This is a genomic window from Pseudanabaena sp. lw0831 (genome assembly GCF_016584665.1).
GTDB lineage: Bacteria > Cyanobacteriota > Cyanobacteriia > Pseudanabaenales > Pseudanabaenaceae > Pseudanabaena.
Genome location: NZ_BBJB01000093.1, coordinates 1 through 26,776 on the forward strand (window position 1 = coordinate 1; position 26,776 = coordinate 26,776).

The following is a 26,776-nucleotide window of genomic DNA, read 5'->3' on the forward strand; positions in this document are numbered from 1 at the left end:
AGTCCTTATTTAGCGAGCTTTTGTACTTTTTCAGGAAGCCCTAAGTAATCTTTCTTTATAATATTGAGCCAACTGCTGACCAATCAACATTGCCAGAATTGCTTAGCGCGTTAGTAGCAACTATGCACACCCTAGAGTATTGCCCTTAAGCGACTTCAGTAACGCTGAGAATTTTACCGCCAGTCTTCTGGATGTTCTGGATTTTCTGAGACAGTTGGCTATAACCAATCTCAAAAGTTGTTGCACTCTGGGTTACACGGCTACCAAATTTAGCTTTGGTGATGGAAATGCGGAAGCGCTTGCCATGGCTGCTCGCAGAACCAGAACCACTTGCAGGAGCAACGATCTTAGTGGACAAGTTACCTGCGAGATCGCTAATCAGCTTGGCGGATTTGCCAGTGTCGTTTGCGGCATAGCCACGCATCAAAGCAAAGGTGCGATTGAAGTTAACATTCTTGCTGCCAGCTTGAGTACGATTGCCACGAGCAGAAGGTACAACATTTTCGCCAAAGCTGCTGACATACTCATCGCTATCGATGTATGAGTTGATTTCAGCTTCATAGCCTTGAGTGTTGTAGGTCAAAACATGGGCTGCAATTTCAGCTTGATCTTGAGGTGCGCGACCGAGCAAATGCTTAAAGTTGAGTTCAACAAAGCGATAGGGAGAAGAATTCTCGAAAAATAGAGATTGATATAGCTCTGACTGTGCGATCGCTCTAACAAAACCAGCAATAGAGATGTCACCATTGCGAAGTTGGGACTCAGCAGTGGTTGGCACTGGTTGCTAAAGAAGTGATAAATGGTTGTAAGGCTTATCAAGTAAGGATTTATGGAGATTGATAGCAAAACCGTGAAAAGCTTGACCAGAAATACTTTGAGCGACTCATCCCTCTTTAACAGTCCAGTGCCTGTGCCTCTAAATGGCTAAGGGGACTAGCGTATTAATTTATACGCTTTGTTATAATCGATTTTCGTATAAGTCCGTTACCTTAATTATCAAGATTTGTGAATTTTGATAAGTTTTGCACAAGATTTACACAATCAAATTTATTGCAATCAAAAATTGAGGGTCGGCGCAAAGCGCCGACCCTCAATTTTTGATTGCAAACTCGAACCAAGAAATCATTTAAAAGTGTTGCAAAGCAACACTTTTAAATGATTTCTTGGTTCGAGTTTGAGCGAAAAGCCCTGTAACTATTTGGGTAAGCCTGCTTCTAGGGCAGCCGCGACTACATAGTGGTTTTCGTCTTTTTGGAGCTTGGCGAGTAGGGGCTTTGCTCTGGGATTAGAAGAAATGCTGAGGGTAGTAGCAGCTCGACACCGATCACGCCAAAATTCCGAGTCAGTTAGTTCGGTCAGTAAATCTAAGGCTTCGGATTCATATTTGCTTTTTAGCAGACTGCCTAAAGCTAAAATCGCGGTTTCTTTGACAGTTTGAGTCGGATCAAGCAGAGCTAGATTAATGATGTTTAGCAAAATATCTGGGAGATCGCTCTCCATCAAGATCGCCAGAATCGTTTGACGGGTGAGCCAGTTTTGATTACGTTCAAATAAATTTTGGAGAAATGGTATGGAGCGATCTCCAAATTCAAACAACGTATTTGCAATCTCGGATATCACATTGTCATCCTGCTCTTGCTCTAACATGCTTGTCAAAACTTGAAATGACTGATCGGTGAGATGATTGCCTAAACCCATTACTGCGAAGCGACGACATAAAAAATCGGTGCTAGTGGTTAGTCTTTGTAAAAATGGGACAACTTGGTCAGATGGGGCTTGTGACAACTCGTCAAGCGCTAACTTGCGATCGTAAATCGACTCACTATGAAATAAAAGCTCTAATTGGGCTAGGCGATCGCTATCTATTGTATTCATGAGTTGAAATCCTTTAGTTCCACCTTAAAAATTTCATCAACAGGTTTCGATGAGATCGTCACATCCCAAGAAATGCCTTGCAAAAAGTTAGCCCCCACTAATGGCTCAATAACATCCACACCCCAATCCCCAGTCTGTAAAGCATCTGGTGAGTCACTACTGGGTGGTGTGTTTTTGACACCACCTAAGACTAAAATTTCTGGTAAAGATTTACGATCTATCCCTTGGCTGATGCGTTGATCGGCAAGAGCCTGAGCGCAAAATTCGCCAATTTGCTTGGGCGAAAACTGGTTGAGTTCAAACAAGATTTCGACAGTCCAATGGGGATGATTGATTAGTCGGGTTTGGCAAGATCTGCGATCGCCTAAACCTAACCGAAATACTTCGGCAAACTCTTCACGGCTGAGGGCTGGTGCTACATCAGGCGAAACATCAAAGTTGTGGGAGAGCAGCATTCGCCCCTTAGCTGAATTACTCAAGATATTCCTCAGGATTTCTAGTATAGCTATTGCCTATTTTAGGACACAACCAAAATAGATTTGCGGCGCATCACGCCGCAAATCTATTTTGGTTTTTTTGAGCGCAAAGCGATGTAAATAAGTCAAGGCTTAAGTGTTTTCCATTGGGTTACAGGTCTCATTGGCTTCCAGCCCAAAAAAGAACCGATTGCTTCAGCACGGCTAATCGAAATTTGGATGAGCGTTCCGCCATATTTTTGCTGCCACTGAAATAATTTTTGTTCGCCCTCAAGGGTGACTACGTTGGCAACTAAGCGCCCCTGCGATCGCAAGCTCTCCCAGCAAGTCTCAAATAAATCTGGTATATTCACGCCGCCGCCAATAAAAATCGCGTCAGGAGTGGGTAAACCTTGCAAAACTTCAGGTGCTTTGCCTTCGATAATTTTGAGATTGGGAGTGCCGAGGGAAATTGCATTTTCAGCAATGAAATGAGTACGCGATTTTTCGATCGCGATCGCTTGACAACGAGGATGACTTCGCATCCATTCAATACCAATAGAACCGCAACCAGCGCCAACATCCCAGAGTAATTCTCCCGCATTAGGAGCTAGTGCTGATAGCGTAATGGCTCTTACTTCTCGTTTGGTTAATTGTCCATCGTGATGATAGGCATCATCGGGAAGTCCTGTCATTCGCGATAAAATCTTCGCGTCAGAATTGGGAATACATTCCACTGCGATCGCATTGAGATCGGCAAATTCGGGAAAGTTCTGAGATCGATTGACAACAGTGGAAACAATACGTTCTTTTGTTCCGTTTAAATGTTCTAAGATAGTAATCTTACTGTTGCTGAAATTGCGATCGCATAGCATCTCGGCAACAATCTTAGGAGTTTCTTTGCCAGAACTAAGAATCAGAAGTTTTGCCTTGGGATAGATATAAGTTTGCAATAGTGAAGCAGGACGACCACATAAGCTCAGAGTTTCCACCTCATTCAATGACCATCCTAATCGCGCACAAATCAAGCTAAAAGTGGAAGGTGATGGGATAATCGAAATTTCTTCTATGGGAATTTTTTTTAAGAGAGTAGTACCAATTCCAAACCAGAGCGGATCGCCACTGGCTAGGACACATACTGATTTGCCGCGATAACTAGTAATCTTTTGAATGGTTTCATCAATAGGAGATGTCCAAACTAATCGAGATCGCATATCATCAGGAAGCATAGCTAAATGGCGATCGCCGCCTACTAAAATTTCGGCATTATCAATTAGCGATCGGGCAGCCGAGCTTAGTCCTGATAGACCATCTTCCCCAATACCAATTACTGTAAGCCAATTTTTATTGCAAGTCATGTGAGCCGAGTCAAATCAAACCTGATTATCGCAGCATTAGTCAGGTTTGGTGGTGGAAAGAATTAGGCGATCGCTTTTTGAATTTTTTACTGGGGCATGAACACCTCGTAAAGTAATGTTAAAGTATTGGTGAAAATACTCAAGAAATCCATGACGTTAACTTTTAACCTACCGTCAGAAGTTGAGCAATATCTTTTGCAGGAAACCAATCAAAAGGGAATTTCCATTGAGTCCGTGACATTGGATTTATTAACAAACTTTATTCTGTTAAGGCAAAATCAAGCTAAAGCGGTTAACTTAATTCAGTCTTGGATAGATGATGAAGATATTGAGGAACAGCAAGAAACTCGTGAATATTTGATTCGTGTGTTGGATGAGGATCGCCTTTCTGAGCGTAAATTGTTTCCAGTTAAGATGAAGGGTGTAACTTGGGGCACTGGTTCCGCACTATAAGAAAAAGCTCTGAAACCCTTTTTGTGTCTAGGCTTCGACGATTTGACCTTAAAATGGCTAAAACCCTTGTCAAGCAAGGATTTTAGCCGAACAATCTCATAGTGCGGAACCAGTGCCCAAGTTTGCGGTAGTTTGAAAGTAACTGGATGTTTATACCGCATTTGCTTATGAATTATTAAGTTATGCAGCTTAGTCCTTAGTGGGGGCACAGTCTAAATTTTATCTGTACTTGCCCCAACCTTTTGTGCAATTGCTTTGATTGCGTCGCGTAACCAACGATTGGCTTCATCTTGATCGCTCAAAGTGCTCCACAGCATGGAAACCATCCATGGGTTTGTTTTGATTGGCAGTTCAAACATTGTTAAATTGCAGACAGTTGCTAAACGGATGGCAATGCGTCGGGGAACTGCTGCGACTAGATCACTAGATGCGAGCGCAAACGGCAAAATCATCATATGCGGAGTTGTGAATGCAATCCTTCGCTCTAAATTCTGCTCATTCAACGCTTTGTCAATAGCACCTGTAGTATCTCGACGTAGAGTTGCGAGGGCGTGGGGAAGCTGGGCAAAGGTTTCTAAAATCATGGTTCCTTGCTGAAGAGCCGGATGTTCTTGACGGGCAATCCCCACAAATCGTTCTTCAAATATGGGTTCCCTTTGCGTTTGTCGGGGTGGATTAGGAAAAACACCCAATGCCACATCAATTTCCCCCTTTTCTAGCAGATCTCCAATACTGTCTTTCTCAAATCCCATTATCCGAAAGTTGATGGATGGAGCCGTTTGATGACTCAATTCCAGTAGCGGCGGCACGAGGACAAAACTGGTGTAATCTGAACTGCCGATGGCAAAGGTGCGATCGCTAGAAGTTGGCTCAAATGTTTGACTGACAGTAATGGCTTGGCGAATCTGTTGCAATGCTGCCAGAATGCCTGGGGCGATCGCTTGGGCTTTGAGCGTCGGCTGCATCTGTCTCCCCAACCGTACAAACAATTCATCTTCAAAGAGAATACGCAAACGGCTGAGTGCTGCACTCATTGCAGGCTGCCCAATCTGAAGTTGCTCCGAAGCTTTCGTAACGCTGTGCTGTTCTAGAAGGGCTTCAAAGGCAACCAACAGGTTTAAGTCGATTGCCGCCAAGTTTATCGATTTCATTGATACTATTTATCTAAAATATCGACTTGTTTAATATCTTAGAGGTTGTTAAGTTAACTGTACATACATTTTATTGAGGGAAGTTTGACGATCATGACGCAGAAAGTTGCTGTAATCACGGGCAGTCACAAGGGGCTAGGCTATGCGATCGCTCGCCAGTTAGCACAGCAGGAAAATATTCAAGTTGTGTTGACGAGTCGGCAAGAGCAAGATGGTCTTGCTGCTCAACAGCGCCTATCCAGCGAAAATATTCAAGTGGATTTTCATTCTCTGGATGTCACAAGTGATGCCAGTGTGCAACAGTTTACAACTTGGTTGCAGCAGACTTATGGCAGAGCCGATATCTTGGTCAATAATGCGGGTGTCAACCCCACGATGCAACCAGAAGAATCCAGTCTGCTCACGGTTCAAATGGAAACGATGCTAGCAACCTTGACAACAAATGTTCTAGCCGTTGCCCGAATCACCCAAGCCCTAATGCCCTTGATGAAAGCGCAAAACTACGGACGGATCGTCAATGTGTCTACTGAGATGGCTTCCCTCACGTCTATGGGGAGTGATTACTATCCACTAGCTCCGTCATATCGCCTTTCCAAAGTTGGGCTGAATGCTCTGACAGCACTCTGGGCAAAGGAACTCCAAGGCACCAATATTTTGGTGAATGCCTACTCTCCTGGCTGGATGCAAACCGACATGGGTGGTTCTAATGCACCGTTCACAGCCGATGAGGGTGCCGAAACCGCCGTCTATCTGGCGACGCTTCCAGAGGGTGGCGCACAGGGCAAGTTTTTTGCAGAAATGCGGAAGTTTGGGGGTGCAGTGACACTGGCTTGGTAATTAATTGAACCGAAGAGACAAAACAACTCCAACGAGGAATAACAATGATGACTCCAACTGAACAACAAAAATGTCAATCTCAGTAAAACTGGAAAACCTGGCTATGTGATTTTTAGTCGCCTATTACCCAACGGACAATTCAATTGCTTTTCAGGGATGTATGCAGTATTTAATGAAGGTAGCGATCGCGCACTCCTTAAATGCTACAAAGTGATGAAAAGACGCATCAAGTCAGATCGTGAATCGGTACAACGGTTTGTAGCCTGTTTTAAGATAAACCGAGTCTTAGGGATAGCGTTCATATCTCGGTGAACAGCCAAAAGACCAAATGCTAGACTCAAACCCTCTAGTGCAACAGCAGGATGACACTGTGTTGGATCGGCAGGGCTAGTCTTCGACTAGAAATAGCTGCACATCGCGGTATATTAAGCTAAATATACGTTAGTCCTATGCTAGAACCTTTGCATTATTGGATTGTCAATGTTCGGATTCCTAATTGTTTTATCGATAGTGAAATTATTGGGCAAAATATAGAAGCTCACCTCACGCCGACATTGCAGCGCGATCGCCTATTTCCTTGCCATCTCGAAATCCGTAATGGTCAAATAGCGGAAATTTTACCGAGTTATCGGATTTCAGAAATTCCTACAGAAAGTTTACCAATCATCGATGGCAAACAGGGGATCATGATTCCTTGCTTTGCTGACTTACATACCCATCTTGACAAAGGTCATATTTGGGAACGCAATCCGAATTTAGATGGCACATTTCAAGGTGCACTCACAGGCATTTATCGCGATTGCACAGAGCAAGGCAATTGGAACTATGACGACCTCTATCGCCGCATGGAATTTGGATTGAAGTGCAGTTATGCCCACGGTACAAAAGCAATAAGGACTCATTTAGATTGCCCACCGCATCAAGTGGAGACTACATTTAAAGTATTTAAAGAATTACGGGAAAAATGGAAGGAGAAAATCACCCTTCAAGCTGTGTCACTAGTGCAGCTACCTTATTTCTCAACTCACGAAGGAGAACTATTTGCTGATGCGATCGCTGATTTAGGTGGCATTATTGGCGGCATTGCCCATATGGTCACAGGACTAGATCAATACTTAGATCGGATTTTTATCTTAGCTGCTGAACGCGATCTCAGTGCCGATTTCCATGCAGATGAGAATAATGATCCGCAATCGCGCACATTGCATTATATTGCCGAAGCTAGTTTACGCAATAATTTTAGTTCGCAAGTAGTCTGCGGTCATTGCTGTAGTTTGGCTGTGCAAGATGAAGATATCGCCAATACGACGATCGCTCTCGTTAAAGAGGCAAATATTGGCATCGTTAGTTTACCCATGTGCAATTTATATTTACAAGATCGGGTTGCGGAGCGAACTCCTCGCTGGCGTGGGGTTACCTTAGTTCGTGAGCTGGATGCGGTGGGTGTGAGCGTGGCGCTATCTAGTGACAATTGCCGCGATCCTTTCTATGGATTTGGTGACCATGATTTATTAGAAGTTTTCAGTATGGGGACAAAGATTTCGCATTTAGATACTCCCTATGACAACTGGATCGAGGCTGTGACTTCTCGCCCTGCGAAACTGATGGGCTTACCTAATGTTGGTAAAATTGGGATTGGGCAAGCTGCTGATTTAGTTCTATTTAAGGCGCGTAGCTATAATGAGTTGCTATCAAGACCTCAAAGCGATCGTACCGTGTTTAGAAATGGTATTGCGATCGATACGACTTTGCCCGATTATGCAGAACTTGATGATTTGATATAGTCGGCTCGAAGTACTGACTATGCTAACGATAAATTAAAAAACATGAAAGATCCTACTAGCAGCCAATTTAACTACCGTCTATCGATTCCTGAGCCAGAAAATCATTTGTTGGAGGTCGAACTAGCGATCTCCAACTGGCAAGAGGAATTTATCGACCTGAAGATGCCAGTCTGGACACCTGGCTCCTATTTGGTGCGCGAATATGCCAAACATCTGCAAGACTTTGAGGCAGCAAATGAAACTGGTAAACCTCTGTCATGGCAAAAAATCAGTAAAAATCACTGGCAGATAAAATGTGGAAATAATAGTAGCGATCGCCTCAATAATTCGATCATTAAAATTCGTTATCACATCTTCTGTAATGAATTAACAGTTCGCACTAATCATATCGATCGCACCCATGCTTTTTTGACAGGTGCAGCAGTATTTATGTATGTTCCTGAATATCAGCAGCAGCCTTATACTGTCGAGATTGGCGAAATCAAAGAGAATTGGCAAATAGCTACCGCTTTACCAGCAGTTGCGAATGCTACTAATACTTTCTATGCCAAGGATTTTGATACTTTAGTTGATAGTCCCTTCGAGATTGGAATTCATAATCGCTATGAATTTACCGTTCAGGACAAACCCCATAGCTTTGTAGTGTGGGGTGAACACAATGCGGATATGCAGCGTATTGTCAAGGATACGGCGGAGATCGTCGCCGTGGAAGCGGAAATGTTTGGTGGGTTGCCTTACGATCGCTATGACTTTATTCTCCATGCTAGTAATGGATTTGGAGGATTAGAGCATAAAAACAGCACAGTCCTTCTCTACAACCGTTTAGGGTTTCGCAAAGAAGAGAGCTATCTCCAATTTATGAATCTAGTTGCCCATGAGTTTTTCCATACTTGGAATGTGAAACGAATTCGCCCCAAAGCGCTTGAAAAATTTGATTATGACCAAGAAAATTACACTAGTTCTCTTTGGTTTAGTGAAGGAACCACTAGTTACTATGACCAGATCTTTCCGCTTCGGGCTGGACTCTATGATGCAAAGCACTATCTCAAACTAGTCAGCAAGGCGATCACCCGTCTGCAAAATACTTTTGGTCGCAATGTCCAATCTCTCTATGAGTCTAGTTTTGATACATGGATCAAGCTCTATCGACCCGATCCAAATACCCATAACAACCAGATTTCCTACTATCTCAAAGGGGAAATGGTATCGATGCTGCTAGATTTACTAATTCGTTTTAAAACTAATAACCTGCGATCGCTCGATCGGGTCATGCAGATTATGTGGGAACGTTTTGGTAAAGATGAAATTGGCTTTAGCGAAGCTGAACTGCATGAAGTAATCGAGACTGTGGCAGGTGTTGACCTATCAACATTCTGGAATGATTATCTCTATGGCAATAAAGAACTAGACTATAATTACTATCTCGAACCCTTTGGAATCGAATTACGGACTTCAAGGCAAGATATCCCATTTATCGGAATGACGCTCAAATCTAAAAATGGAATTCCTGAAGTTGAGAAAGTCGAGTTTGGCTCACCTGCTCAAAAAGCTGGCATCAGTACAGGTGACATCGTAATCGCGATCGCAGGAATTCGCGTCACTGCCGAAAACTTTAATGAACGCCTGCGAGATTTTGCGGCTGGCGATGCGATCGCGGTGACCATTTTCCAGCAAGATTTATTACGCACTGCGGAAGTGACTTTACAAGAGCCAATCTGTAATCAATTTGAACTAGTCCAAATTGATAATGCCTCACCAAACCAAGAGCTAAACCTAAGATTGTGGCTCAGCATCTAGCTGAAAGCCCAATAAGTCTTCTAGAACCAGTTTTTTGTGTCGCGGCTTAGCCGCGACACAAAAAAACTGGTTGCTGTGAACCAGCCTAATAAGTGGCGGCGCGGAGCGCCGCCACTTATTAGGCTGGTTCAATTCTATTTGGTCTAGTTATTCCTTGCGCCCTTAATAAAGTCTCAATTTCATCGGCGGGTAGGGCTTTGTAGAAAAAATAACCTTGGATCTGATCGCAGCCCAGCGATCGCAACACATCAACTTGCTCTTGGGTTTCGACACCTTCAGCAATTACATTCAGATCTAGACTGTGAGACAAACTGATAATCGAAGCCACAATTGCGCGATCGTGGGCATTGTGAGCAATATATTCAATAAAAATACGGTCTATTTTGAGCGTATCAATTGGCAAATTCTTTAGATAGCTCAGAGCCGAGTAACCAGTGCCAAAATCATCGATTGACAACTGAATCCCCATCTGACGGAATTCATTTAACAAGACAATCTTCTCTTCAACATTATCCATCATGATTCCTTCAGTAATTTCTAACTCTAGAAAATGAGGATCGAGATTTGTTTCTTCGAGAATTTGCTGTAAACAAGATAGAAAGTCTTTTTGTTGAAGTTGCTTAATCGATAAATTTACACCAATCTGAATCGGTGGCAATCCCATATTTAGCCATGCGATCGCTTGTAAACAGGTTTGCCGTAGTACCCAAGTCCCAATCGCCGTAATTAGTCCTGTTTCTTCGGCGAGGGGAATAAATTGGCTCGGTGGAATTGAACCTAAAGAGACATGCTTCCAGCGTAGTAAAACTTCTAATCCAACAATTTTACCTGTGATTAAATCGATTTGAGGTTGGTAGTATGTCAGCAGTTCGTTGTTCTCTAGCGCTCTTCGCAGATTATTTTCCATAGATAATCGCTGAAAACTCTGCTCCTGCATATTCGGAACATAAAACTGAAAGCTATTTTGTCCTTCAGCTTTAGCCCGATACATTGCCATATCTGCATTCCGAATTAGCCCCTCGACTTCAGTACTATGAGATGGATAAATACTTGCACCAATACAGGTCGTGATGTGTAGTTCATGTCCATCACAATTAAAAGGTAAAGTCAAAGCTTGAATCATGGCTTCAGCAATTTGGACAACGGCATCAGTAGAATTGATCTCCTTGGCTACGATCGCAAACTCATCTGCACCCCAACGCACCATCACATCACCCTGTTTGAGCAAATTCTTCAAGCGATCGCTCACTGCTTTCAGCAATAGATCGCCAATACTATGCCCTAAAGAATCATTAATTAACTTAAATCGATCAATATCCAGAAATAGAACTGCAAATAACTGTTGTTTATGTTCTAGTTTTTCGATTGTCTCAACTAGATGTTCATGTAAATATTTTCGGTTTGGCAGCCCTGTCAGTGCATCGTGATGAATTTGATAGGAGATTATCGCTTCTGCTTGCTTTTGATTTGTAACATCAGATATATGAATCCGAATTATTTCATTCCAAGTCATAAAATGGATGATTTCTTCAAACACCTTGTCATTAATTATTACCTCTCGCATAAAAAATTTGCGAACAGGATTGACTAATGGTAGCAATTGAACTAATAGTTCTTGAAGTAGCGGATGATTGATTCTCATCTCTTCGAGATTAGGAAATTGAGATAGCGCCGCAGGATTAAGGTATAAGATTTTGCCAACGAGATTTAGCTCGATAATTGGTTGTGGATTTAGCTCTGGTGATGCAATGAATTGGTTAACAGTTTTATGGACATGTGTGGATAAATCTTGTTCGGGAATAGCCTGTAAAGGAGAAAATCGAAAAGGCTTAGTCTCATCAAAGGACTGATTATTGAACTGAGGATAGCTGCTTTCAGAAATCTGATTTTGAGAACTATTAGTTTTAGGTATATTGGTAATCGCACTGATCACCTGATATACCGCTTTAGTATCCTTACTAAAGAGGATTTCATCACCGTGGGAAAGTATATGCGAAAATCGCTTTTTGCCGTTAATTAAAATTCCATTTGTACTGCGTTTACCTTCTGCACTTCCATCAATTATTCGGAAAAAGCATGAAGATTTCTTGGAAGCTACTGCTAACAAAGTTGCATGTTGACGAGATACGAGATTAGAACGCAGAATTATCGAATTCTCCAAGCTACGCCCTAGAGAATAAGTCATATTATTCAAGAGAAAATTCCGAAAACCTTGTGCATCTTCAACCGTAAGTACGTGATGAAGCATTTCTTTGATCTCAAGAGTGGATGACTCTTCTGGTCTCACCTGAATAATGTCCCTTTAAAACGAGCTTTAGAAAGATTTTACGACTATATAAACTATTAGATCCTTGTTAAAAGTAGCACTAAGCGATAGCTTTAACAAAAGTTCGTGCTTCCCTTGATCGAAAACCGATGTAAGCATCTAATTTATAATCTAAGGATTTCTTTTGCTTTCGATAATTATTAGCTTTAACTATATAGCAATCGTAATTCATCTGTGAGATTAAACGGGTTGTAAGAGACTGTCCCTTCTGGAGTAGTTTCTCACAGATGCATTGGGATCGCTATATAAATTTAATTATATAAATTTATTAGTGGAAAACAGTCATCTAACCTACGGTTATGCAACTATATCCAGCGTTTGCTCAATAAATACTAGTAAATTATAGATTTTCTGGCATTTATTTTGAGATTTTGGATAAATTATTAGATTTCCGTTAAAAGCCTTGTAAAACAAGGCTTTTAACGGAAATCTAATAATTTGTTTTGATCTTCTAGCTGTCGCCAACCTTACCCAAAAGAGAGTTGTAACTCTCTTTTGGGTTTTACAGCAGTGTTCGATCAAACCCGCCACAAGAAGGGGCGCTGGGCAAAGCCCCACAATGGGTTTTATATTCTTATTTGTGGCGGGTTTGAAAGCAAATTGATGTAAGTCTTTACTAAAGTGGCGATCTCTATACTTCATCGAAAAGTTATAAGCACCTTGGCATAATTAAAAGCCTAGAGCCAAAATCTTTAACGCCCGCTAAGGGGCGTTAAAGATTTTGGGTTTTTACATTTAATTGTGCGTAGCTACTTAATCAATGCCTAAAATGATTGTATTAATGACTCATTAATACAACAAATGTCAGAAACATGTAGAGAATGGACGGCAGTTCAGCAAACATTTCAGAAAATTTGGGGATATGCAGATCTACGTCCTTCTCAGCGAGAGGTAGTTACGAGCTTGTTGCGGGGGCAAGATAGCTTAGCGATTATGGCTACAGGTGGTGGTAAGTCTATTTGCTTTCAGTTGCCAGCAATCCTCAATGAAGGCTTGACATTGGTGGTTTCTCCTTTACTGGCGCTGATGGAAGATCAAGTGCGAGACTGTAAATCTCGGAATCTCCCCGCAGCTTGTTTGCATAGTAATTTATCGCAAATAGAACGCCGTGAAGTCTTACAAAATCTCGGAGGCACAAGATTGCTTTACGTTTCTCCAGAAACCCTCTTGAGTCAACCTATCTGGGAAAAGCTATGCGATCGCCAATTAAAAATTACAGGTTTAATGCTTGATGAAGCCCATTGTCTAGTGCAGTGGGGCGACTCATTCCGTCCCAGCTATCGCCGTTTGGGTGCAGTGCGCTCAGCTTTGATGGCACAAAAGCCCAATCATCATCCACGTATTGCGATCGCTGCATTTACAGCTACTGCCGATCGCGATACAACGGCTGAGCTACAAGCTTGTTTACATTTAGAAAATCCCAGTATTATCAGAACCAGTCCTTATCGTCCACATCTGAGCTTGCAGGTCGCGATCGCATGGACACCCGCAGGACGAAAATCACGCACACTCAAATTTATCCGCGATCGCAAGGGACAATCGGGCTTAATATATGTCCGCAGTCGTCATGATGCGGAGATGCTGGCTACTTGGTTACAAGAAAATTCTTTTAAAACAGCCGCTTATCATGCGGGTTTACCACCTCAAGAGCGTCGGCAGATCGAGCAGCAATGGCTGACTAACCAATATCCCTTTGTGATCTGCACATCTGCGTTTGGTCTCGGTATTAATAAACCCGACACCCGTTGGGTCTTGCATTTTCATCCACCTTTGACGCTCTCAGAATATATCCAAGAAATTGGCAGGGCGGGGCGCGATGACAAACCTGCGGAGGCATTGATGTTAGTCAGTGAACCAACTGGGCTACTTGATGATAGCGATCGCCAAAGAGTAGATTTTTTCTTGCAGCAACAACAAAAAACACAACGGCAAGCATTAGCCCTTTTGCCAAAACTACCACGCCAAGGTAATTTCGCCGAAGTTGCCAAATTACATCCCGATGCGGCGATCGCTTTGGGTTTACTGCATCGTTCAGGCAATCTCACATGGCATACGCCATTTACTTATGAGATTCATCGTTTACCTCACCAAAAACAACTAAAACAACAATTTGGGGATCAGCGTGCGATCGCTCAAATGAAAGCTTTCATCCATACGCGAGGAGATCGCTGGAAATTTTTACTCAATACCTTTGGTTTTGAAGAATAAGCTAAGTCCCTGCTAAGATTTAAGTATTAACTTAATTTTTCTTAACAACAGGGAAATAATACGTGTCGTCTACGACTATTCATCGGATCAATCTAGACAATCCGCTTACCGATACATCTTCGACATCTCAAACCGAGCTTCCGTTTACTTTTCAAGATGTAAAAGCTGCTATTCCTACCAAATGTTTTGCTCCTAACGTATGGCGATCTCTCGCCTATTTTTTTGCCGATGCTGCGATTATCGTGGGTTTATATGCCACTGCTGTCTATTTGGATGCATGGTGGTTTTATCCGATTTTCTGGTTTGCAACGGGGACAATGTTTTGGGCTTTCTTCGTAGTTGGTCATGACTGCGGACATGGGTCTTTTTCGCGGATTAAATGGCTAAATAACTTAATCGGACACCTAACCCATATTCCGATCCTTGTGCCATATCACGGCTGGCGCATCAGTCATCGCACCCATCATCAAAACACAGGTAATATCGATACCGATGAAAGTTGGTTTCCAGTTACCGAGAGTCAATACAGATCAATGGATTGGTTGGGGAAATTCATTCGCTTTGATGCTCTCTTGTTTGCTTATCCGCTTTATCTATTTAAGCGATCGCCTGCACGTCCTACGGCTTCCCATTTCGTTCCCAATAACGATCTATTTCGCGAATCGGAAACTACTGATATTCTCACCAGCAGCATCCTTTTTACCATGATGGTTGGCTTTTTAGGATGGTTGGGTTTTACCTATGGTTTCCTATTTCTATTTAAGTTTTATATCGTTCCTTATCTTATCTTTGTAGTATGGCTTGATCTGGTCACCTATCTACACCATACCGAAGCTGATATTCCTTGGTATCGTGGTAAAGATTGGTATTTCTTGAAGGGAGCGCTCTCCACAATTGATCGTGATTATGGAATCTTCAACGATATCCATCACAATATCGGTACTCACGTTGCGCACCATATCTTTATTGGTATTCCTCACTATCATCTCAAGACTGCTACTGAAGCAATCAAACCAGTTTTAGGCTCATATTACCGAGTCTCAAACGTTCCGATCTGGAAATCCTTTTTCACTTCTCAAAAAGCCTGTCAATTTGTCCCTGACTCAGGCAGTGAAGTCTATTATTGCGATTAGCCTACTTGGTTAAAAAATGATCAAAGAAAGGGGCGCATTGCGCCCCTTTCTTTTTTATGAAAAAGTAGCAATTCTAATTATAAAACCGATTTTTAAGTTTTCTACGCCGCAGACGCAGAAAACTTAAAAATCGGTTTTGATGAAAATCTTCTGTCGATGAACCTGCATCAAAACTGATTTTTATAATGAGAATTGCTAATGGAAAAGCTATCCACTTCACATTTTTTGGGTTCGTACTTATAATGTAAGTTAGCCTTGAGTATTATTACTGGCATATCTATAGCGCAGATCTGTAAGCAATTTGATTTTGCTCAATGCACCAAACTCATACCGCAATTATCTAGCGTCATAAAACTTTTCCTTTATCGCAAACCCTTATTGGAGGCAACTTAATCTATGTCTACCGAAACTATTAAACGTCCTGAAACCATACGCAAAATCGCACCAAGATATCGAGTTTTATTACATAACGACGATTACAACTCAATGGAATATGTCGTGCAAACCTTAATGCAAGTCGTAAATGGTCTTACTCAGCCGCAAGCAGTGGATATTATGATGGCGGCTCATGCTAGTGGCTGTGCGCTCGTAATTACTTGCGTACAAGAACATGCCGAATTTTATTGTGAGGGCTTGCAAAGTAAGGGTTTAACTAGCACGATGGAGCCAGAGTCATAAGTAAAAAGCGATCGCTTTTTACGATCGCATTACTAAGGGCTTGATATAGAGAACAGGTAGGATTGTTATTAGCAAAATCCTACCTGTTTTTTATTGTGAATCTCAATCGCTTAAATTCTTATCCAGCACCAGTACGCATCATTCTTTTTTTAATAACTTTATTGATGCTGTGGCTACCGATCGCTGCACCAATGTATCTAATTTGGGGTGAGGCGGTTGGAGTTGCCCTGACAATTTTGCTGTATTGCGGATTTTTGGGATTAATTTGGTTTTGGGGGCGCAAAATTGCGAAATATTCATATCCCTACCGCTATTACGGGCTGTTATTTACCCGCAAAAATGGACGCGATTTTTTATTAGGTTTGGCGCTTGGCTGTGTAACACTGCTCATCTTTTTTAGCTCACAGGTGAGTCTTGGTTGGCTAGCGGTGCAAACTGTCACTTGGCAGCAACCCTTGCCAGATAACCTACTCCCAGCGATCGGTGTATATTTTGTCGATTGGCAAGGCGCGATATTCCCAGGGCTGCTGACTTCCGTTGGCGTAGGATTTGCGGAGGAAATGTTGTTTCGCGGTTGGATACTCTCAGAGCTAGAGCGCGATTATTCAAAAAACACAGCTTTACTTGGTTGTAGTTTAGTATTTGCAATTTTGCATTTCATCAAGCCCTTAAACGTCATTTTGGCTACATGGAGCCAATTTCTCGGTTTGGTGATGCTCAGCGTTGCCCTAGTACTGGCAAGACGCAGATGTGATGGCAGATTGGGCATATCAATTGGCTTACATGGAGGTTTGGTTTGGTGCTATTACATCGTGAATACAACCCACTGGCTTAAACCAACAGGCGCTGTGCCTGAATGGGTGACAGGTATTAATGGCAATCCGATCGCAGGTGTGATGGGAATTGTTTTTTTAAGTGCGATCGCGATCGGATTTCGTAATTCCAAAAAAATCAAAAGTGCTTAGCACTTTTGATTTTTTTGGAATTACCTATTGCCAGTGGCGCAATAAGTGTATATGATTAGATTCGCTTGGAAAACAGCCAAGTAAAGGGTCGATGCCCGAGTGGTTAATGGGGGCGGACTGTAAATCCGCTGCGTAAGCTACGTTGGTTCAAATCCATCTCGGCCCATCTAAATAAAAAACGGCTGGTATGCTGGTTAATGTTGGTCAATGACCATCAATAATCATGTTTACCGCCGTTTTTTTTTACTGAATTTTAATCGCCAAGATGGATAAAATACATTCAACAGATGGCTAGTCAACTAAGGAGAATAACCTGATGACAATGACTTTTGAACAGATGCAAGAACTGATCGCACAGACCTTAGAAATTACCAATCGCAACTCAACTGCGATCGCTGAAACTAGAGAAATCTCGGCTCAGAATACCAAAGACATCAGAGAAACTAAGGCGATCTCAAACTCAAATGCCCGTGCAGTCGAAGCCATGCTGCAACAGATGTCAATGGATCGGGAAGAACGCAACGCAGTTTTAGAGATGATTGCTAAGCAACAAAAGCAACTAGACCGACATCAACGCATTCTTAAAGGATTGCAAACCGAAAACCGTCGCATTTTGGACTTACTCATAAACAATCAACCTGAACCCGACGACGACGAATAAAAAAGGAGAAGCGGCGCATCGCGCCGCTTCTCCTTTTTTATGGAAAGTTTCTTAAGCAAAAATTTGCCTTAGCGCTGTATCAATATCAGGGTAATTGAACGTAAATTTATTAATCTCGGCTTTGTGTGGCACAACGCGCTGACCGTTTAGCAATACCGTGGCACTTTCACCAAATACCAAAATCAAAGCTGCCGCAGGCACAGGCAAAAAGGCAGGACGTTTAATTGCCTTGGCAAGAGCCGCTGTGAAATCTGCGTTAGTAACTGCTTTAGGAGCCGTAGCATTAAGCGCACCAGTGATCTGATCGTTCTTCAGTGCATAGATGATTAGCTCCACGAGATCATCGCGATGAATCCATGAAAACCATTGCTTTCCATTACCAATTTTGCCGCCGCCACCAACTTGAAAAATTGGTAGCATTTTGGCGATCGCACCACCCATACCTAACACAATTCCCGTTCTCAGTTTGACTAGGCGCACACCTAAGCTCGTAACTGCATCGGCTGCTGCTTCCCAATCTTTGCAGACATTAGCTAAGAAGTCATCGCCAGCATAACTGTACTCGTCAAAGGATTTATCAAGACTCGTGCCGTAATAACCGATCGCGGAGCCGCTAATTAAGATTTGTGGTTTCATATCGGCCTTAGCGATCGCTTCAACCAACACTTTTGTGGTTAAAATACGACTATCGCGGATCTCTTGCTTGCGTTTATCAGTCCAGCGCACACCAGCAAGGGGTTCACCAGCCAGATTAATTACCGCATCACTACCAAATATCGCCTTAGTCCAATCGCCCAATTCAAAAGGTGTATAACTAATTACTTCAACATTGGGAAAAGTATCTTGGGGGAATTGACGGGTTGCTTTTTGGGAATTACGCGCTAAGACGATAATGCGATCGCCCAAAGCATGTAATCTCTCAACTAATTTCTCACCAACAAACCCAGTAGCACCTGTCACTACAATTTTCATAATATATATTTGCTTAAATTACTAGAGACATCAGCACAAGGCTTAAATTGCTTGGCACAATTAAATGCAAAAGCCCAAAACATGTAATGCCCACTGTGCGGACGTTACATGTTTTGGCTCTGGTTTTTAAATTATGCCAAGGTACTTAGTCGCCTATTTTAATGCGAAAACACCTTTGTAACCACATCCATGCATAGCTCACCAGAAAATAAACTCACAAGCAAACCCAAAAGCAAATTATTGATCGTTGATGATGAAGAAGATAACTTAGATCTACTTCAGCGTATTTTCTATCGAAGTTATCTCATTTTGCGAGCTAAAAATGGATTTGAGGCGTTGGCGCTTTTAGCTAAGGAGTCAGATGTTGCGGTGATTGTCTCCGATCAGCGAATGCCCATGATGTCTGGTACAGAGTTTTTGAGCCAAGTGGCTGAAAGTTATCCTGACACGTTGCGAATTATTTTGACCGCCCATACCGATGTGCGCGATTTGGTGGAAGCGATTAATCAATCACAAGTTTTTAAATACATTACGAAGCCCTACAAGGTGGAAGATTTAGTCGAAGTCGTACAACAGGCGACTGAAATTCATAAATTATTGCAATTAAGAACTTCTAAACTTCGCAACGATCTCGAAAGTGCAGAGGCTAAATATAAAGATATTTTTGAGAATGCGATCGAAGGAATTTTTCAAACGACGATTGATGGACGTTATCTAATCGCCAATTCGATGCTAGCCCAGATTTATGGATATCCTTCTGCCGAATCTCTGATTAGTAATGTTACCAATATTGCCAATCAGATTTATGTAAATCCATTACGTCGCCAAGAATTTATTAATGTTTTACTTACCCATGACACGGTTTCTAATTTTGAGTCTCAGGTCTATCGCCGTGATGGCACGAAAATCTGGATTTCGGAAAATGTGCGCGCAGTGCGCGATTTTGACGGAACTCTAATTGGTTTTGAAGGTACTGTACAGGATATTTCCCAACGCAAAAGAGCTGAGGCAGAATCACAATTATTGCAATGTTTGACCTTAGAAATTAGTGCCGCCAATGATTTTCAAACAGCTTTAGAAATAACTCTCACTAAGATTTGTCAATTTACAGGATGGGACTATGGAGAAGCATGGATTCCATCGGGGGACGGACAGATTTTGATATGTAGCCCCGCTTGGTACAGCAGCGTTGAGGGATTAGAAGGGTTTCGTCAATGTAGCGAGAGAATCTCTTTCCCCGCAGGAATTGGTTTCCCCGGGAGAGTTTGGGAAAATCAGCGACCAGAATGGATTTGGGATATTTCTCTCGAAGAAGAATCACATTTCTTACGCAAATATCCTGCCTTAGAATGTGGTTTGCAATCGGGGTTGGCGATTCCTGTCAGTGCCGATACCAATGTGGTCGCGATCATGGCTTTCTTCACCAAATCTCCCAACGATCGCGATCAGCAATTGGTGGGTTTAATCAGCGCGATCGCCATGCAGCTAGGTATATTGATGCGCCGCAAACGAGATGAAGAAACTCTTCGCTTGATGAATGAAGAACTAGCCCTAGCACGCGATCGCGCCTTAGAAGCAAATCGGACTAAAAGTACCTTTGTTGCGAATATGAGTCATGAATTGCGAACACCTCTTAATGCGATTATCGGCTATAGCGAGATGTTGCAGGAAGATGCAGCTTTGCTGGGGTTGGATGATTTTGTAGATGATCTCAAAAAAATTTATCGCTCTGGCAAACATCTACTAGATTTGATTAATGACATTTTAGATATGACCAAAATTGAAGCGGGTAAACTAGAAATTTATTACGATAATTTTGATGTGCCAATGCTGATATGGGAGACAGGTCAAACAATTCAACCATTGTTACTCAAAAACAATAATCATCTGGAAATAGAATGCGATCTGCAACTTGGGGAAATTCGGGCAGATATGACGCGCGTAAGACAAGTTCTCTTAAATGTTTTAAGCAATGCCTGTAAATTCACAAAATCAGGTGTAATTAAAATCCAAGTAAACCGCCAAAATTCGGCTCTAGGAGAAATTTTTTGCTTCACGATTAGCGATACGGGGATAGGGATTAGTCCAGAAAATCTACAAAAACTGTTTCAGCCATTTAACCAAGCCGATAGTTCCACGACGAGACAATATGGTGGAACAGGTTTAGGCTTAGCCATTAGTCATCGTCTTTGCCAAATGATGAGTGGTGATATTACGGTAATCAGCGAATTGGGAATAGGCTCAACTTTTACAATTTGTTTGCCAATTGACTGCGAAAGCATCTCTAAAAAAACGCTAAAAAAAGGACAAAATTCTTCCTCTAATTTATCGACATCGCCTGAACCTTTATCACTGGAAACTGGCAATCCGCAGCAAAACCATCCTTCCGTCTTAGTGATTGCTGGCGATTCGATGCTCCATCAATCTACTCATTCCTATCTCCATCATCTCGGAGTTTCACTCTACTCATCCTCAAATGGAGAAGATGGAATGCAATTAGTCTATCAAATTTTACCCGATGCCATTATCTTAGATATGCAAACACCTGCAATGAGTGGATGGGAAGTACTTAAGGAGTTAAAGTCGCAACCTTTAACTTCTGGAATTCCGATTATTTTGCTGACTATTAACGACGAAAAGCATGAAAGCTATGAGATTGGGGCAAATGACTATTTGTTTAAGCCGATTGATCGCGATCGCTTAATTCCGATCGTTGAAAAATATCGCGTTGAGCAACAGTCAGAGCTTTCAGTGTTAGTGATCGAAGATGATTCCAATATTAGAGCAATGTTGAAACGGATGCTGGAAAAAGAGCATTGTATTGTCTCTGAGGCACAGGACGGACATGAAGCTTTGGAGGTGATGACGCAGAAAATTCCGCAATTAATTTTGCTCGATTTGATGATGCCCAATGTCGATGGCTTTGAATTTATGCATTTGCTGAGGCTGCGACAAGACACCCCATCAATTCCGATTATCATCATTACGGCAAAGGATTTGACGAATGAAGACTGCACCCGTCTCAGTGGCTCGGTACAAAAAATTCTACAAAAGCCTAATTACAGTTACCCGCAACTACTAGAAGAAATTGTGCGGCGACTCTATAAATTAGGTGTCTTGGTAACCAATTTATAGAGTCGCCATGCTTTGTATTGGGAATCGCAGCGTTATAGCTTTTTTAGTTTTTAAATGGGCATATGCTCATTTAAAAACTAAAAAAGCCAACTCAGCAAAGTTTTCAAGTTTTCAGTTTGCCGTAGTCAAACTGAAAACTTGAAAACTTTGCTGATGATTGCGATAAACTATTGGTTGTTTTCTAGCGCCCAGAGACTATAGACCGCTATTTCCATGCCAAATACCAATCCAGATACTAATATCACGATTCATCCCCGCGCCATCGTACATCCCAAGGCAAAGATTGGCGAAGGCACATCTATTGAAGCCGATGCCATTGTTGACGAGTTTGTGGAGATCGGCGATCGCTGCGAGATTCGCGCTAGGGCCATCATCACAGGGCATACCAAGATTGGCAATGATAACCAAATTGGCTATGGGGCAATTGTTGGCTCTGAGCCTCAGGATACTTCCTACAAAGGCGCAATTAGTTTTGTGGAAATCGGCGATCGCAATGTACTGCGAGAGTACGTGACGGTCAATCGCGGCACTAAGGAAGGCTCGGCAACTAAAATCGGTAATGATAATTTGTTTTTTACAGGTGCTCATGTAGCCCATAACTGCACGATCGGCGATCGCGTGATTTTAGTAAATAATGTGTTGCTGGCGGGTTATGTGGAAGTGCATGACCATGCCTTTATGGGTGGGGACGCTGTCGTACATCAATTCACGCGCATTGGTTCCTATGCGATGATTCGCGGACAAACTCGCCTTGGGATGGATGTGCCGCCCTATTGCATGGCTGTTGACACAAATATGGTGTGTGGGCTAAATCGCCTTGGGTTACGTCGCAATGGCTTCGGTCACGAGCGCCGACGGACAATTCTCTCGGCATATGAAGTAGTCTACAATTCCGATCGTAATCGTACTCAGGCGATCAAATTTCTAGAGTCAGATCCCGAATTTGCTAACAATCCCGATATTCAATTGTTCTGCAATTTTATTAAGAACAGTCGTCGCGGTATTTGTAAACTCTATGAAAAAGGTGCAAGTCGCATCGAAGAGGAGCGAGAGTATTAGATTTGCAATCTTCCCAATGCAAAGGTTCTAAGAATTGCCATCAATAATTTCGATCTTAATTTGTGTCATAGGGTTAGACGGTGAAATACATTATTTGGGCAATGTTTAAGCTTTCTAACTCCTCAATTAAGTTTTCCACATCTAGATTTTGAAAATCACCAGCTTTTAACTTTGCGATCGCATTCTCTAACCACAAATTAAGATCGCGATCGCACAGCGTTGTTTTTTGTCCGATAGTCTGTGTCATTCGATTACCTCTAAGCGATCGCCATTCTGCATTTGCTTGATTGCTTCTAAAACTTGAGATTTAATCATAGTTTTATAACTGATTATCTACTGTGTAAAAGGGTGTGCCCATTAAGATTTACTCTATTGGAAAGCTAGGAATGATGAGATCTATTTCTTGCATAATCTCTATTATTTCTTTAAGAGCAACTACTAATCAGTCTTCCATTCACTTTCTGGGATATCAGCACCCTTCATAATGTTGCGTAATGTTCCAATTGGTAAATCACGCTTTTTATGATATGGCACAATTACTTGAAGCTGAAGATCTAGATTTCGCCATTTACGATGACTTCCTTTTTGAGAAGTCAACTCAAACCCATATTTTTCTAAAATACGTTCAACTTCATCCGCATTCATACATCGATTACGAGTCATCCGACCAAGACCTCTCGTAAAACTGTGCCTGATTTTAATTCAATGTGATCAGGCTCTAAATAAAGAGCGATCGCTTCACGAATATTTTCTAAAGCCTCTTCTTCGGTTTCCCCTGCGGAGACACAACCTGATAACTCTGGACACCAAACCGCCCAATCTCGTGTTTCAGGATCAAATTCAAGGATAACACGCCATTTCATACTCATTTTTCCCTAGAACATTTAACCATAATAGCAATAGCCACACCTTGCTGAATATCAAACACATTTTTATCTGGCGAAGCATCGCTGCCTTTTTCAGAGCCTCATCCAAAGTATTTGTGAGATAAATTCCCAAACGCTGCTTCCCTTTAAATTTATAACCAAGTTCCTGAAGTTGTAGACCAAGTTTAAAATGGTTGATCGCCTAAATCCTCAACTAACTTTTTAATCAAAGCGATCGCTATTTGGCATTTGTTTGATTGCTTCTAAAACTTGAGATTTAATCATTATTTTTTGAATAAGCTTATGTTAAAGAGATCGCCTCTTCTAACCACAAATTAAGATCGCGATCGCACAGCGTTGTTTTTTGTCCGATAGTCTGTGTGATTCGATTACCTCCAATAATCGCTATTCGGCATTTGTTGGATCGCTTCTAAAATTTGAGTTTTAATCATAGTTTTTATCTACTTATCTTTTTTAACTGCAATAAAAAAATCTACAATTCTTACTTTATCTATTATCTAGATATCTCTAAAGAAAAGGAGATTTGTTTAATTAGTCCGTCTTGCTCTCGGAGGAATCTTCACTTTAACTGAATTACTCTGTACTTCAAAAATGTAGAACTGTAATAAGCTTTCTACTACGTCTATTACATGATTTAGATCCTCTGGCGAGGGATTATATCCACGATGGGCTGCCGCACTACCTGCATCAAGAACAACCTTCAAAATATCACGTTGCTTGCTTCCTAAGTAGCCACCATCGACTAATTTCTTCAATTTTTCCTCAAATGTGCCAATATCTCCAATTTTATCCAGAATGAACATATCAATCACAGTTCGTGCTCCCATCAAAGCTAATCGACGGCTATTGGAGTGCAATGCTATGTATACTTCAGCTAATAAATCCTGCATCTCAACAGGTAATTTATCTTGCCATTGAGGTAGTCTCCGAGATACTTGTGGTGGATAAAATTCAATCTCTTGTTGATTGCTCTCCCACTCCGAACAAGTATATTGACGGCGCAGAGTTACAGATTCACAACCACAACAAATGAAAAGAGTGTATTTGGTGTTCCACCATATAACAAAATCAAGATATTTATCTTTATCTTCACAGTTATGTTCTTTAAGTATTTCATGCTTTGTTAAATGTAAGCATTTATTACAATGAACCCACTCAATATTTGAAGACACGTTACTAGCTCCAGAAATTAATTAATACCCTTAAAAATAAAAATGTGATTCAACTTGAAATTATTAGAGCATTCGATATTGCGTGATTATATCAACTAAACATTCTTAAATAAATTGATCTTAATTCATTTCCCAGAAGTAAGAATTTAGTATAGCGTCAATATCTCGGCTAAACTGCCATGTTTTAGGAAAATTCACAGATTTATAATCTGGATGAGCCTTTACAACCTTTAAAGCATCATCAAAAGCTTTTTGGAATAACTCAGGACTATTGATATAGCCTTTTAAACTTGGAGACTGTTCGAGAATATCTTGGATATTGTTACGAGTCCTGACAATTGTGACAACCCACCCCGCATAATCATATTCACTCTTGACATAGCAACACTTGAGAATATGCTCAATGAGTGTAGTCAATCTTCGCTTGAGTTCACGCCTATCTCTACCCGCCAAACCTTCTAACTCCTCAATTAAGTTTCCTACATCTAGATTGTGAAAATCGCCTGCTTTTAATTTCGCGATCGCCTCTTCTAACCACAAATTAAGATCGCGATCATACAGGGTTGTTTTTTGTTCGATAGTCTGGGTCATAGGTTTAGGCGATGCGATACAGCATTCATCAAGTATATCCCAAAGAACAAGGGGCTTAAGCCCCTTGTTTTACTTTTCAATTATTCAATCAATTCCATCAAGAGACGAGAAACCTTGACACGTTGATTCAAATCAGAGCATTTACCCATAACCTACTCCTCAATTAAAGCTTCCAACTGCCACCATCGCACATCATAGGAATAGTAAAAGTAGTGAGCATTCCAGAATTAGGATCAAACTTTAGAACGATTTTGGATTCACCGCCACGAATAGCAACTTTATATAAACGTTGTTTAAGAAATTCTTTCTCAAGTAGTGCTACAAGAAGACCAGGAGATAAGGCAGACAAAGATAGGTATCTGTCCTCACCTAGCTTTGCTACGAAAGGTCTAAACTGGCTGTAATCATCAGTTTGATTAGCTTCTTGACTGAGCTTAATGTGTGAATTTAGAATAGAGAAAAACTTATCTTCGCCCATTTCTGAAACAAACTTGTTTAAATCTTGTAGCTTTTGACCGTGGAGATAGCGCCGCATCTGATCTAGATTGTTCTGCTTGGCGGATTCAATGTAATCAAGATAAGCCTTTATCGGTGAAGTGGAAAGTGCTGCTTGACCTGTGAAAACATTAGTTAAAAATGAACGTTGTTGAATAGGAACTTTAAACGAGACTTTGTACTTAAAATTTTGGTTTAAGGTGGCTGAGCCACTTATTTCTCCAGTGATCTGTTGACCCTTGATTTGCAAAGAATTGCCAGACTCTAAACTATCAGTTAATGAGGATAAGCCGAAACCTGAAACGGGAGGATAGAGAAAAATCACACTATACGCGTCATTTCTTGGTGATTCGATGGTAAACCGCATTCCTCTAAGACTATTATCCAAGAGGCTATTTGGAAGAATCACTCTATTCTCAAGAAGATTATGCAAAAGAGTGTCAGGAATCTCCCGTTCTGTAAGGAGCAGAGTAAATCCTTCTCGAAATGTTTTATCACTGGGAAGATATAAGTTGTCTTGCCACTTTTTGTCTGTTGCGATCGCATAGGCATGATTTAAAGGAACTATTTTGTTATCTACTATTAGCTCCCCCTTAGCTGTGCCTTTAGCGAACTGGGTTGATTTGGCTTCCGCTTTGGGCAAGCCACAGGCAAATTGATTGGCTTGCACTTGAGAACAGTTGATCATTGCTAAAGATAAACTGATAGTCAAAGCAGTTGATAATTTGGAGACTATAGTCATAAATAACAAACCCAGATCAAAAAATAGAGTTTTTTTAGAGTT

General features: G+C 41.5%; 25 protein-coding genes and 1 tRNA gene. 12 read left to right on the top strand and 14 right to left on the bottom strand.

Annotated elements, in window-relative coordinates:
• Positions 1-145: 145 nt before the first annotated feature.
• From APA_RS19600 to cbiE, 4 genes are all read right to left on the bottom strand, one after another.
• The gene (locus APA_RS19600) at positions 146-778 is read right to left on the bottom strand and encodes a phycobilisome rod-core linker polypeptide (protein WP_201323929.1); all 633 of its coding nucleotides are present in this window, start codon (positions 776-778) and stop codon (positions 146-148) included.
• Positions 779-1,194: 416 nt separating this feature from the next.
• Positions 1,195-1,875: a HEAT repeat domain-containing protein gene (locus APA_RS19605; RefSeq protein WP_201323930.1), complete on the bottom strand. Its 681-nt coding sequence runs from the start codon at positions 1,873-1,875 to the stop codon at positions 1,195-1,197.
• The gene (locus tag APA_RS19610; protein ID WP_236579890.1) at positions 1,872-2,354 is read right to left on the bottom strand and encodes a DUF2656 domain-containing protein; all 483 of its coding nucleotides are present in this window, start codon (positions 2,352-2,354) and stop codon (positions 1,872-1,874) included. The genes APA_RS19605 and APA_RS19610 overlap by 4 nt, the downstream gene beginning before the upstream one ends.
• A 122-nt stretch (positions 2,355-2,476) precedes the next feature.
• Entirely contained in the window at positions 2,477-3,688 is a 1,212-nt protein-coding gene (gene cbiE / locus APA_RS19615) for a precorrin-6y C5,15-methyltransferase (decarboxylating) subunit CbiE (protein WP_201323931.1), read from the bottom strand.
• A gap of 150 nt (positions 3,689-3,838) precedes the next feature.
• Between cbiE and APA_RS19620 the strand changes: the two genes are divergently transcribed.
• Positions 3,839-4,141 carry a hypothetical protein gene (locus APA_RS19620; RefSeq protein ID WP_201323932.1) on the top strand — a complete coding sequence of 101 codons (303 nt, stop codon included), beginning with the start codon at positions 3,839-3,841 and terminating at the stop codon, positions 4,139-4,141.
• A gap of 212 nt (positions 4,142-4,353) precedes the next feature.
• Here the strand turns inward: APA_RS19620 and APA_RS19625 are convergent, their stop codons facing one another.
• Positions 4,354-5,292 carry a LysR family transcriptional regulator gene (locus tag APA_RS19625; RefSeq protein WP_201323933.1) on the bottom strand — a complete coding sequence of 313 codons (939 nt, stop codon included), beginning with the start codon at positions 5,290-5,292 and terminating at the stop codon, positions 4,354-4,356.
• A 93-nt stretch (positions 5,293-5,385) separates the two neighbouring features.
• On the opposite strand from APA_RS19625, the gene APA_RS19630 reads away from it, so the two are divergent.
• The 3 genes from APA_RS19630 (at position 5,386) to APA_RS19640 (ending at position 9,710) form a co-directional block, all read left to right on the top strand.
• Positions 5,386-6,129, top strand: coding sequence for an SDR family oxidoreductase (locus APA_RS19630; RefSeq protein WP_201323934.1), 744 nt, complete (start codon positions 5,386-5,388; stop codon positions 6,127-6,129).
• Positions 6,130-6,578: 449 nt separating this feature from the next.
• The gene (locus tag APA_RS19635; protein ID WP_201323935.1) at positions 6,579-7,913 is read left to right on the top strand and encodes a cytosine deaminase; all 1,335 of its coding nucleotides are present in this window, start codon (positions 6,579-6,581) and stop codon (positions 7,911-7,913) included.
• A 42-nt stretch (positions 7,914-7,955) separates the two neighbouring features.
• Positions 7,956-9,710 (top strand): M61 family metallopeptidase, encoded by a 1,755-nt coding sequence (locus APA_RS19640; protein ID WP_201323936.1) that lies wholly within the window; start codon positions 7,956-7,958, stop codon positions 9,708-9,710.
• A 118-nt stretch (positions 9,711-9,828) separates the two neighbouring features.
• Here the strand turns inward: APA_RS19640 and APA_RS19645 are convergent, their stop codons facing one another.
• Complete coding sequence (locus APA_RS19645; RefSeq protein ID WP_201323937.1) at positions 9,829-11,958, bottom strand: EAL domain-containing protein; 2,130 nt, start codon at positions 11,956-11,958, stop codon at positions 9,829-9,831.
• A 375-nt stretch (positions 11,959-12,333) separates the two neighbouring features.
• Positions 12,334-12,678 carry a hypothetical protein gene (locus APA_RS19650; protein WP_201323938.1) on the bottom strand — a complete coding sequence of 115 codons (345 nt, stop codon included), beginning with the start codon at positions 12,676-12,678 and terminating at the stop codon, positions 12,334-12,336.
• Between the two features lie 159 nt (positions 12,679-12,837).
• Between APA_RS19650 and APA_RS19655 the strand changes: the two genes are divergently transcribed.
• The 6 genes from APA_RS19655 to APA_RS19680 all read left to right on the top strand — a co-directional run bounded on the left by APA_RS19655 (position 12,838) and on the right by APA_RS19680 (position 17,681).
• A complete protein-coding gene (locus tag APA_RS19655; RefSeq protein ID WP_201323939.1) occupies positions 12,838-14,244 on the top strand; it encodes an ATP-dependent DNA helicase RecQ in 1,407 nt (468 codons plus the stop codon).
• A gap of 62 nt (positions 14,245-14,306) precedes the next feature.
• Complete coding sequence (locus APA_RS19660) at positions 14,307-15,377, top strand: DUF3474 domain-containing protein (protein ID WP_236579892.1); 1,071 nt, start codon at positions 14,307-14,309, stop codon at positions 15,375-15,377.
• Positions 15,378-15,773: 396 nt separating this feature from the next.
• Positions 15,774-16,055 carry an ATP-dependent Clp protease adapter ClpS gene (clpS, locus tag APA_RS19665; protein ID WP_201323940.1) on the top strand — a complete coding sequence of 94 codons (282 nt, stop codon included), beginning with the start codon at positions 15,774-15,776 and terminating at the stop codon, positions 16,053-16,055.
• 95 nt (positions 16,056-16,150) lie between these two features.
• A complete protein-coding gene (locus APA_RS19670; RefSeq protein WP_236579894.1) occupies positions 16,151-17,020 on the top strand; it encodes a CPBP family intramembrane glutamic endopeptidase in 870 nt (289 codons plus the stop codon).
• Between the two features lie 85 nt (positions 17,021-17,105).
• Positions 17,106-17,186 (top strand) — tRNA-Tyr (locus tag APA_RS19675).
• A gap of 150 nt (positions 17,187-17,336) precedes the next feature.
• Entirely contained in the window at positions 17,337-17,681 is a 345-nt protein-coding gene (locus tag APA_RS19680) for a hypothetical protein (RefSeq protein ID WP_201323941.1), read from the top strand.
• 51 nt (positions 17,682-17,732) lie between these two features.
• On the opposite strand, the gene APA_RS19685 is transcribed toward APA_RS19680, so the two are convergent.
• Positions 17,733-18,653 (bottom strand): TIGR01777 family oxidoreductase, encoded by a 921-nt coding sequence (locus APA_RS19685; protein ID WP_201323942.1) that lies wholly within the window; start codon positions 18,651-18,653, stop codon positions 17,733-17,735.
• Positions 18,654-18,842: 189 nt separating this feature from the next.
• On the opposite strand from APA_RS19685, the gene APA_RS19690 reads away from it, so the two are divergent.
• Both APA_RS19690 and lpxA read left to right on the top strand, forming a co-directional pair.
• The gene (locus tag APA_RS19690) at positions 18,843-21,788 is read left to right on the top strand and encodes a response regulator (protein WP_201323943.1); all 2,946 of its coding nucleotides are present in this window, start codon (positions 18,843-18,845) and stop codon (positions 21,786-21,788) included.
• A gap of 213 nt (positions 21,789-22,001) precedes the next feature.
• Positions 22,002-22,847 (top strand): acyl-ACP--UDP-N-acetylglucosamine O-acyltransferase, encoded by an 846-nt coding sequence (gene lpxA / locus APA_RS19695; protein WP_236579896.1) that lies wholly within the window; start codon positions 22,002-22,004, stop codon positions 22,845-22,847.
• Between the two features lie 73 nt (positions 22,848-22,920).
• On the opposite strand, the gene APA_RS19700 is transcribed toward lpxA, so the two are convergent.
• The 6 genes from APA_RS19700 to APA_RS19725 all read right to left on the bottom strand — a co-directional run bounded on the left by APA_RS19700 (position 22,921) and on the right by APA_RS19725 (position 26,734).
• The gene (locus tag APA_RS19700; RefSeq protein ID WP_236579898.1) at positions 22,921-23,094 is read right to left on the bottom strand and encodes a DUF29 family protein; all 174 of its coding nucleotides are present in this window, start codon (positions 23,092-23,094) and stop codon (positions 22,921-22,923) included.
• Between the two features lie 191 nt (positions 23,095-23,285).
• Entirely contained in the window at positions 23,286-23,510 is a 225-nt protein-coding gene (locus tag APA_RS19705) for a type II toxin-antitoxin system HicA family toxin (RefSeq protein ID WP_201323944.1), read from the bottom strand.
• Positions 23,507-23,710, bottom strand: coding sequence for a type II toxin-antitoxin system HicB family antitoxin (locus APA_RS19710; protein WP_201323945.1), 204 nt, complete (start codon positions 23,708-23,710; stop codon positions 23,507-23,509). Before APA_RS19710 ends, APA_RS19705 begins: the two co-directional genes overlap by 4 nt.
• A gap of 551 nt (positions 23,711-24,261) precedes the next feature.
• Entirely contained in the window at positions 24,262-24,906 is a 645-nt protein-coding gene (locus APA_RS19715) for a DUF4145 domain-containing protein (RefSeq protein WP_201323946.1), read from the bottom strand.
• Between the two features lie 120 nt (positions 24,907-25,026).
• Positions 25,027-25,497 carry a DUF29 domain-containing protein gene (locus APA_RS19720; protein ID WP_201323947.1) on the bottom strand — a complete coding sequence of 157 codons (471 nt, stop codon included), beginning with the start codon at positions 25,495-25,497 and terminating at the stop codon, positions 25,027-25,029.
• Between the two features lie 163 nt (positions 25,498-25,660).
• A complete protein-coding gene (locus tag APA_RS19725) occupies positions 25,661-26,734 on the bottom strand; it encodes a hypothetical protein (protein WP_201323948.1) in 1,074 nt (357 codons plus the stop codon).
• Positions 26,735-26,776 lie beyond the last annotated feature (42 nt).

Coding starts and splice junctions, on each gene's coding strand:
- APA_RS19605 (WP_201323930.1), bottom strand. CDS start 1,875: ATGAATACAATAGATAGCGATCGCCTAGCCCAATTAGAGCTTTTATTT.
- cbiE (WP_201323931.1), bottom strand. CDS start 3,688: ATGACTTGCAATAAAAATTGGCTTACAGTAATTGGTATTGGGGAAGAT.
- APA_RS19620 (WP_201323932.1), top strand. CDS start 3,839: ATGACGTTAACTTTTAACCTACCGTCAGAAGTTGAGCAATATCTTTTG.
- APA_RS19625 (WP_201323933.1), bottom strand. CDS start 5,292: ATGAAATCGATAAACTTGGCGGCAATCGACTTAAACCTGTTGGTTGCC.
- APA_RS19630 (WP_201323934.1), top strand. CDS start 5,386: ATGACGCAGAAAGTTGCTGTAATCACGGGCAGTCACAAGGGGCTAGGC.
- APA_RS19635 (WP_201323935.1), top strand. CDS start 6,579: ATGCTAGAACCTTTGCATTATTGGATTGTCAATGTTCGGATTCCTAAT.
- APA_RS19640 (WP_201323936.1), top strand. CDS start 7,956: ATGAAAGATCCTACTAGCAGCCAATTTAACTACCGTCTATCGATTCCT.
- APA_RS19645 (WP_201323937.1), bottom strand. CDS start 11,958: ATGCTTCATCACGTACTTACGGTTGAAGATGCACAAGGTTTTCGGAAT.
- APA_RS19650 (WP_201323938.1), bottom strand. CDS start 12,678: ATGAAGTATAGAGATCGCCACTTTAGTAAAGACTTACATCAATTTGCT.
- APA_RS19655 (WP_201323939.1), top strand. CDS start 12,838: ATGTCAGAAACATGTAGAGAATGGACGGCAGTTCAGCAAACATTTCAG.
- clpS (WP_201323940.1), top strand. CDS start 15,774: ATGTCTACCGAAACTATTAAACGTCCTGAAACCATACGCAAAATCGCA.
- APA_RS19680 (WP_201323941.1), top strand. CDS start 17,337: ATGACAATGACTTTTGAACAGATGCAAGAACTGATCGCACAGACCTTA.
- APA_RS19685 (WP_201323942.1), bottom strand. CDS start 18,653: ATGAAAATTGTAGTGACAGGTGCTACTGGGTTTGTTGGTGAGAAATTA.
- APA_RS19690 (WP_201323943.1), top strand. CDS start 18,843: ATGCATAGCTCACCAGAAAATAAACTCACAAGCAAACCCAAAAGCAAA.
- lpxA (WP_236579896.1), top strand. CDS start 22,002: ATGCCAAATACCAATCCAGATACTAATATCACGATTCATCCCCGCGCC.
- APA_RS19700 (WP_236579898.1), bottom strand. CDS start 23,094: ATGACACAGACTATCGGACAAAAAACAACGCTGTGCGATCGCGATCTT.
- APA_RS19705 (WP_201323944.1), bottom strand. CDS start 23,510: ATGACTCGTAATCGATGTATGAATGCGGATGAAGTTGAACGTATTTTA.
- APA_RS19710 (WP_201323945.1), bottom strand. CDS start 23,710: ATGAAATGGCGTGTTATCCTTGAATTTGATCCTGAAACACGAGATTGG.
- APA_RS19720 (WP_201323947.1), bottom strand. CDS start 25,497: ATGACCCAGACTATCGAACAAAAAACAACCCTGTATGATCGCGATCTT.
- APA_RS19725 (WP_201323948.1), bottom strand. CDS start 26,734: ATGACTATAGTCTCCAAATTATCAACTGCTTTGACTATCAGTTTATCT.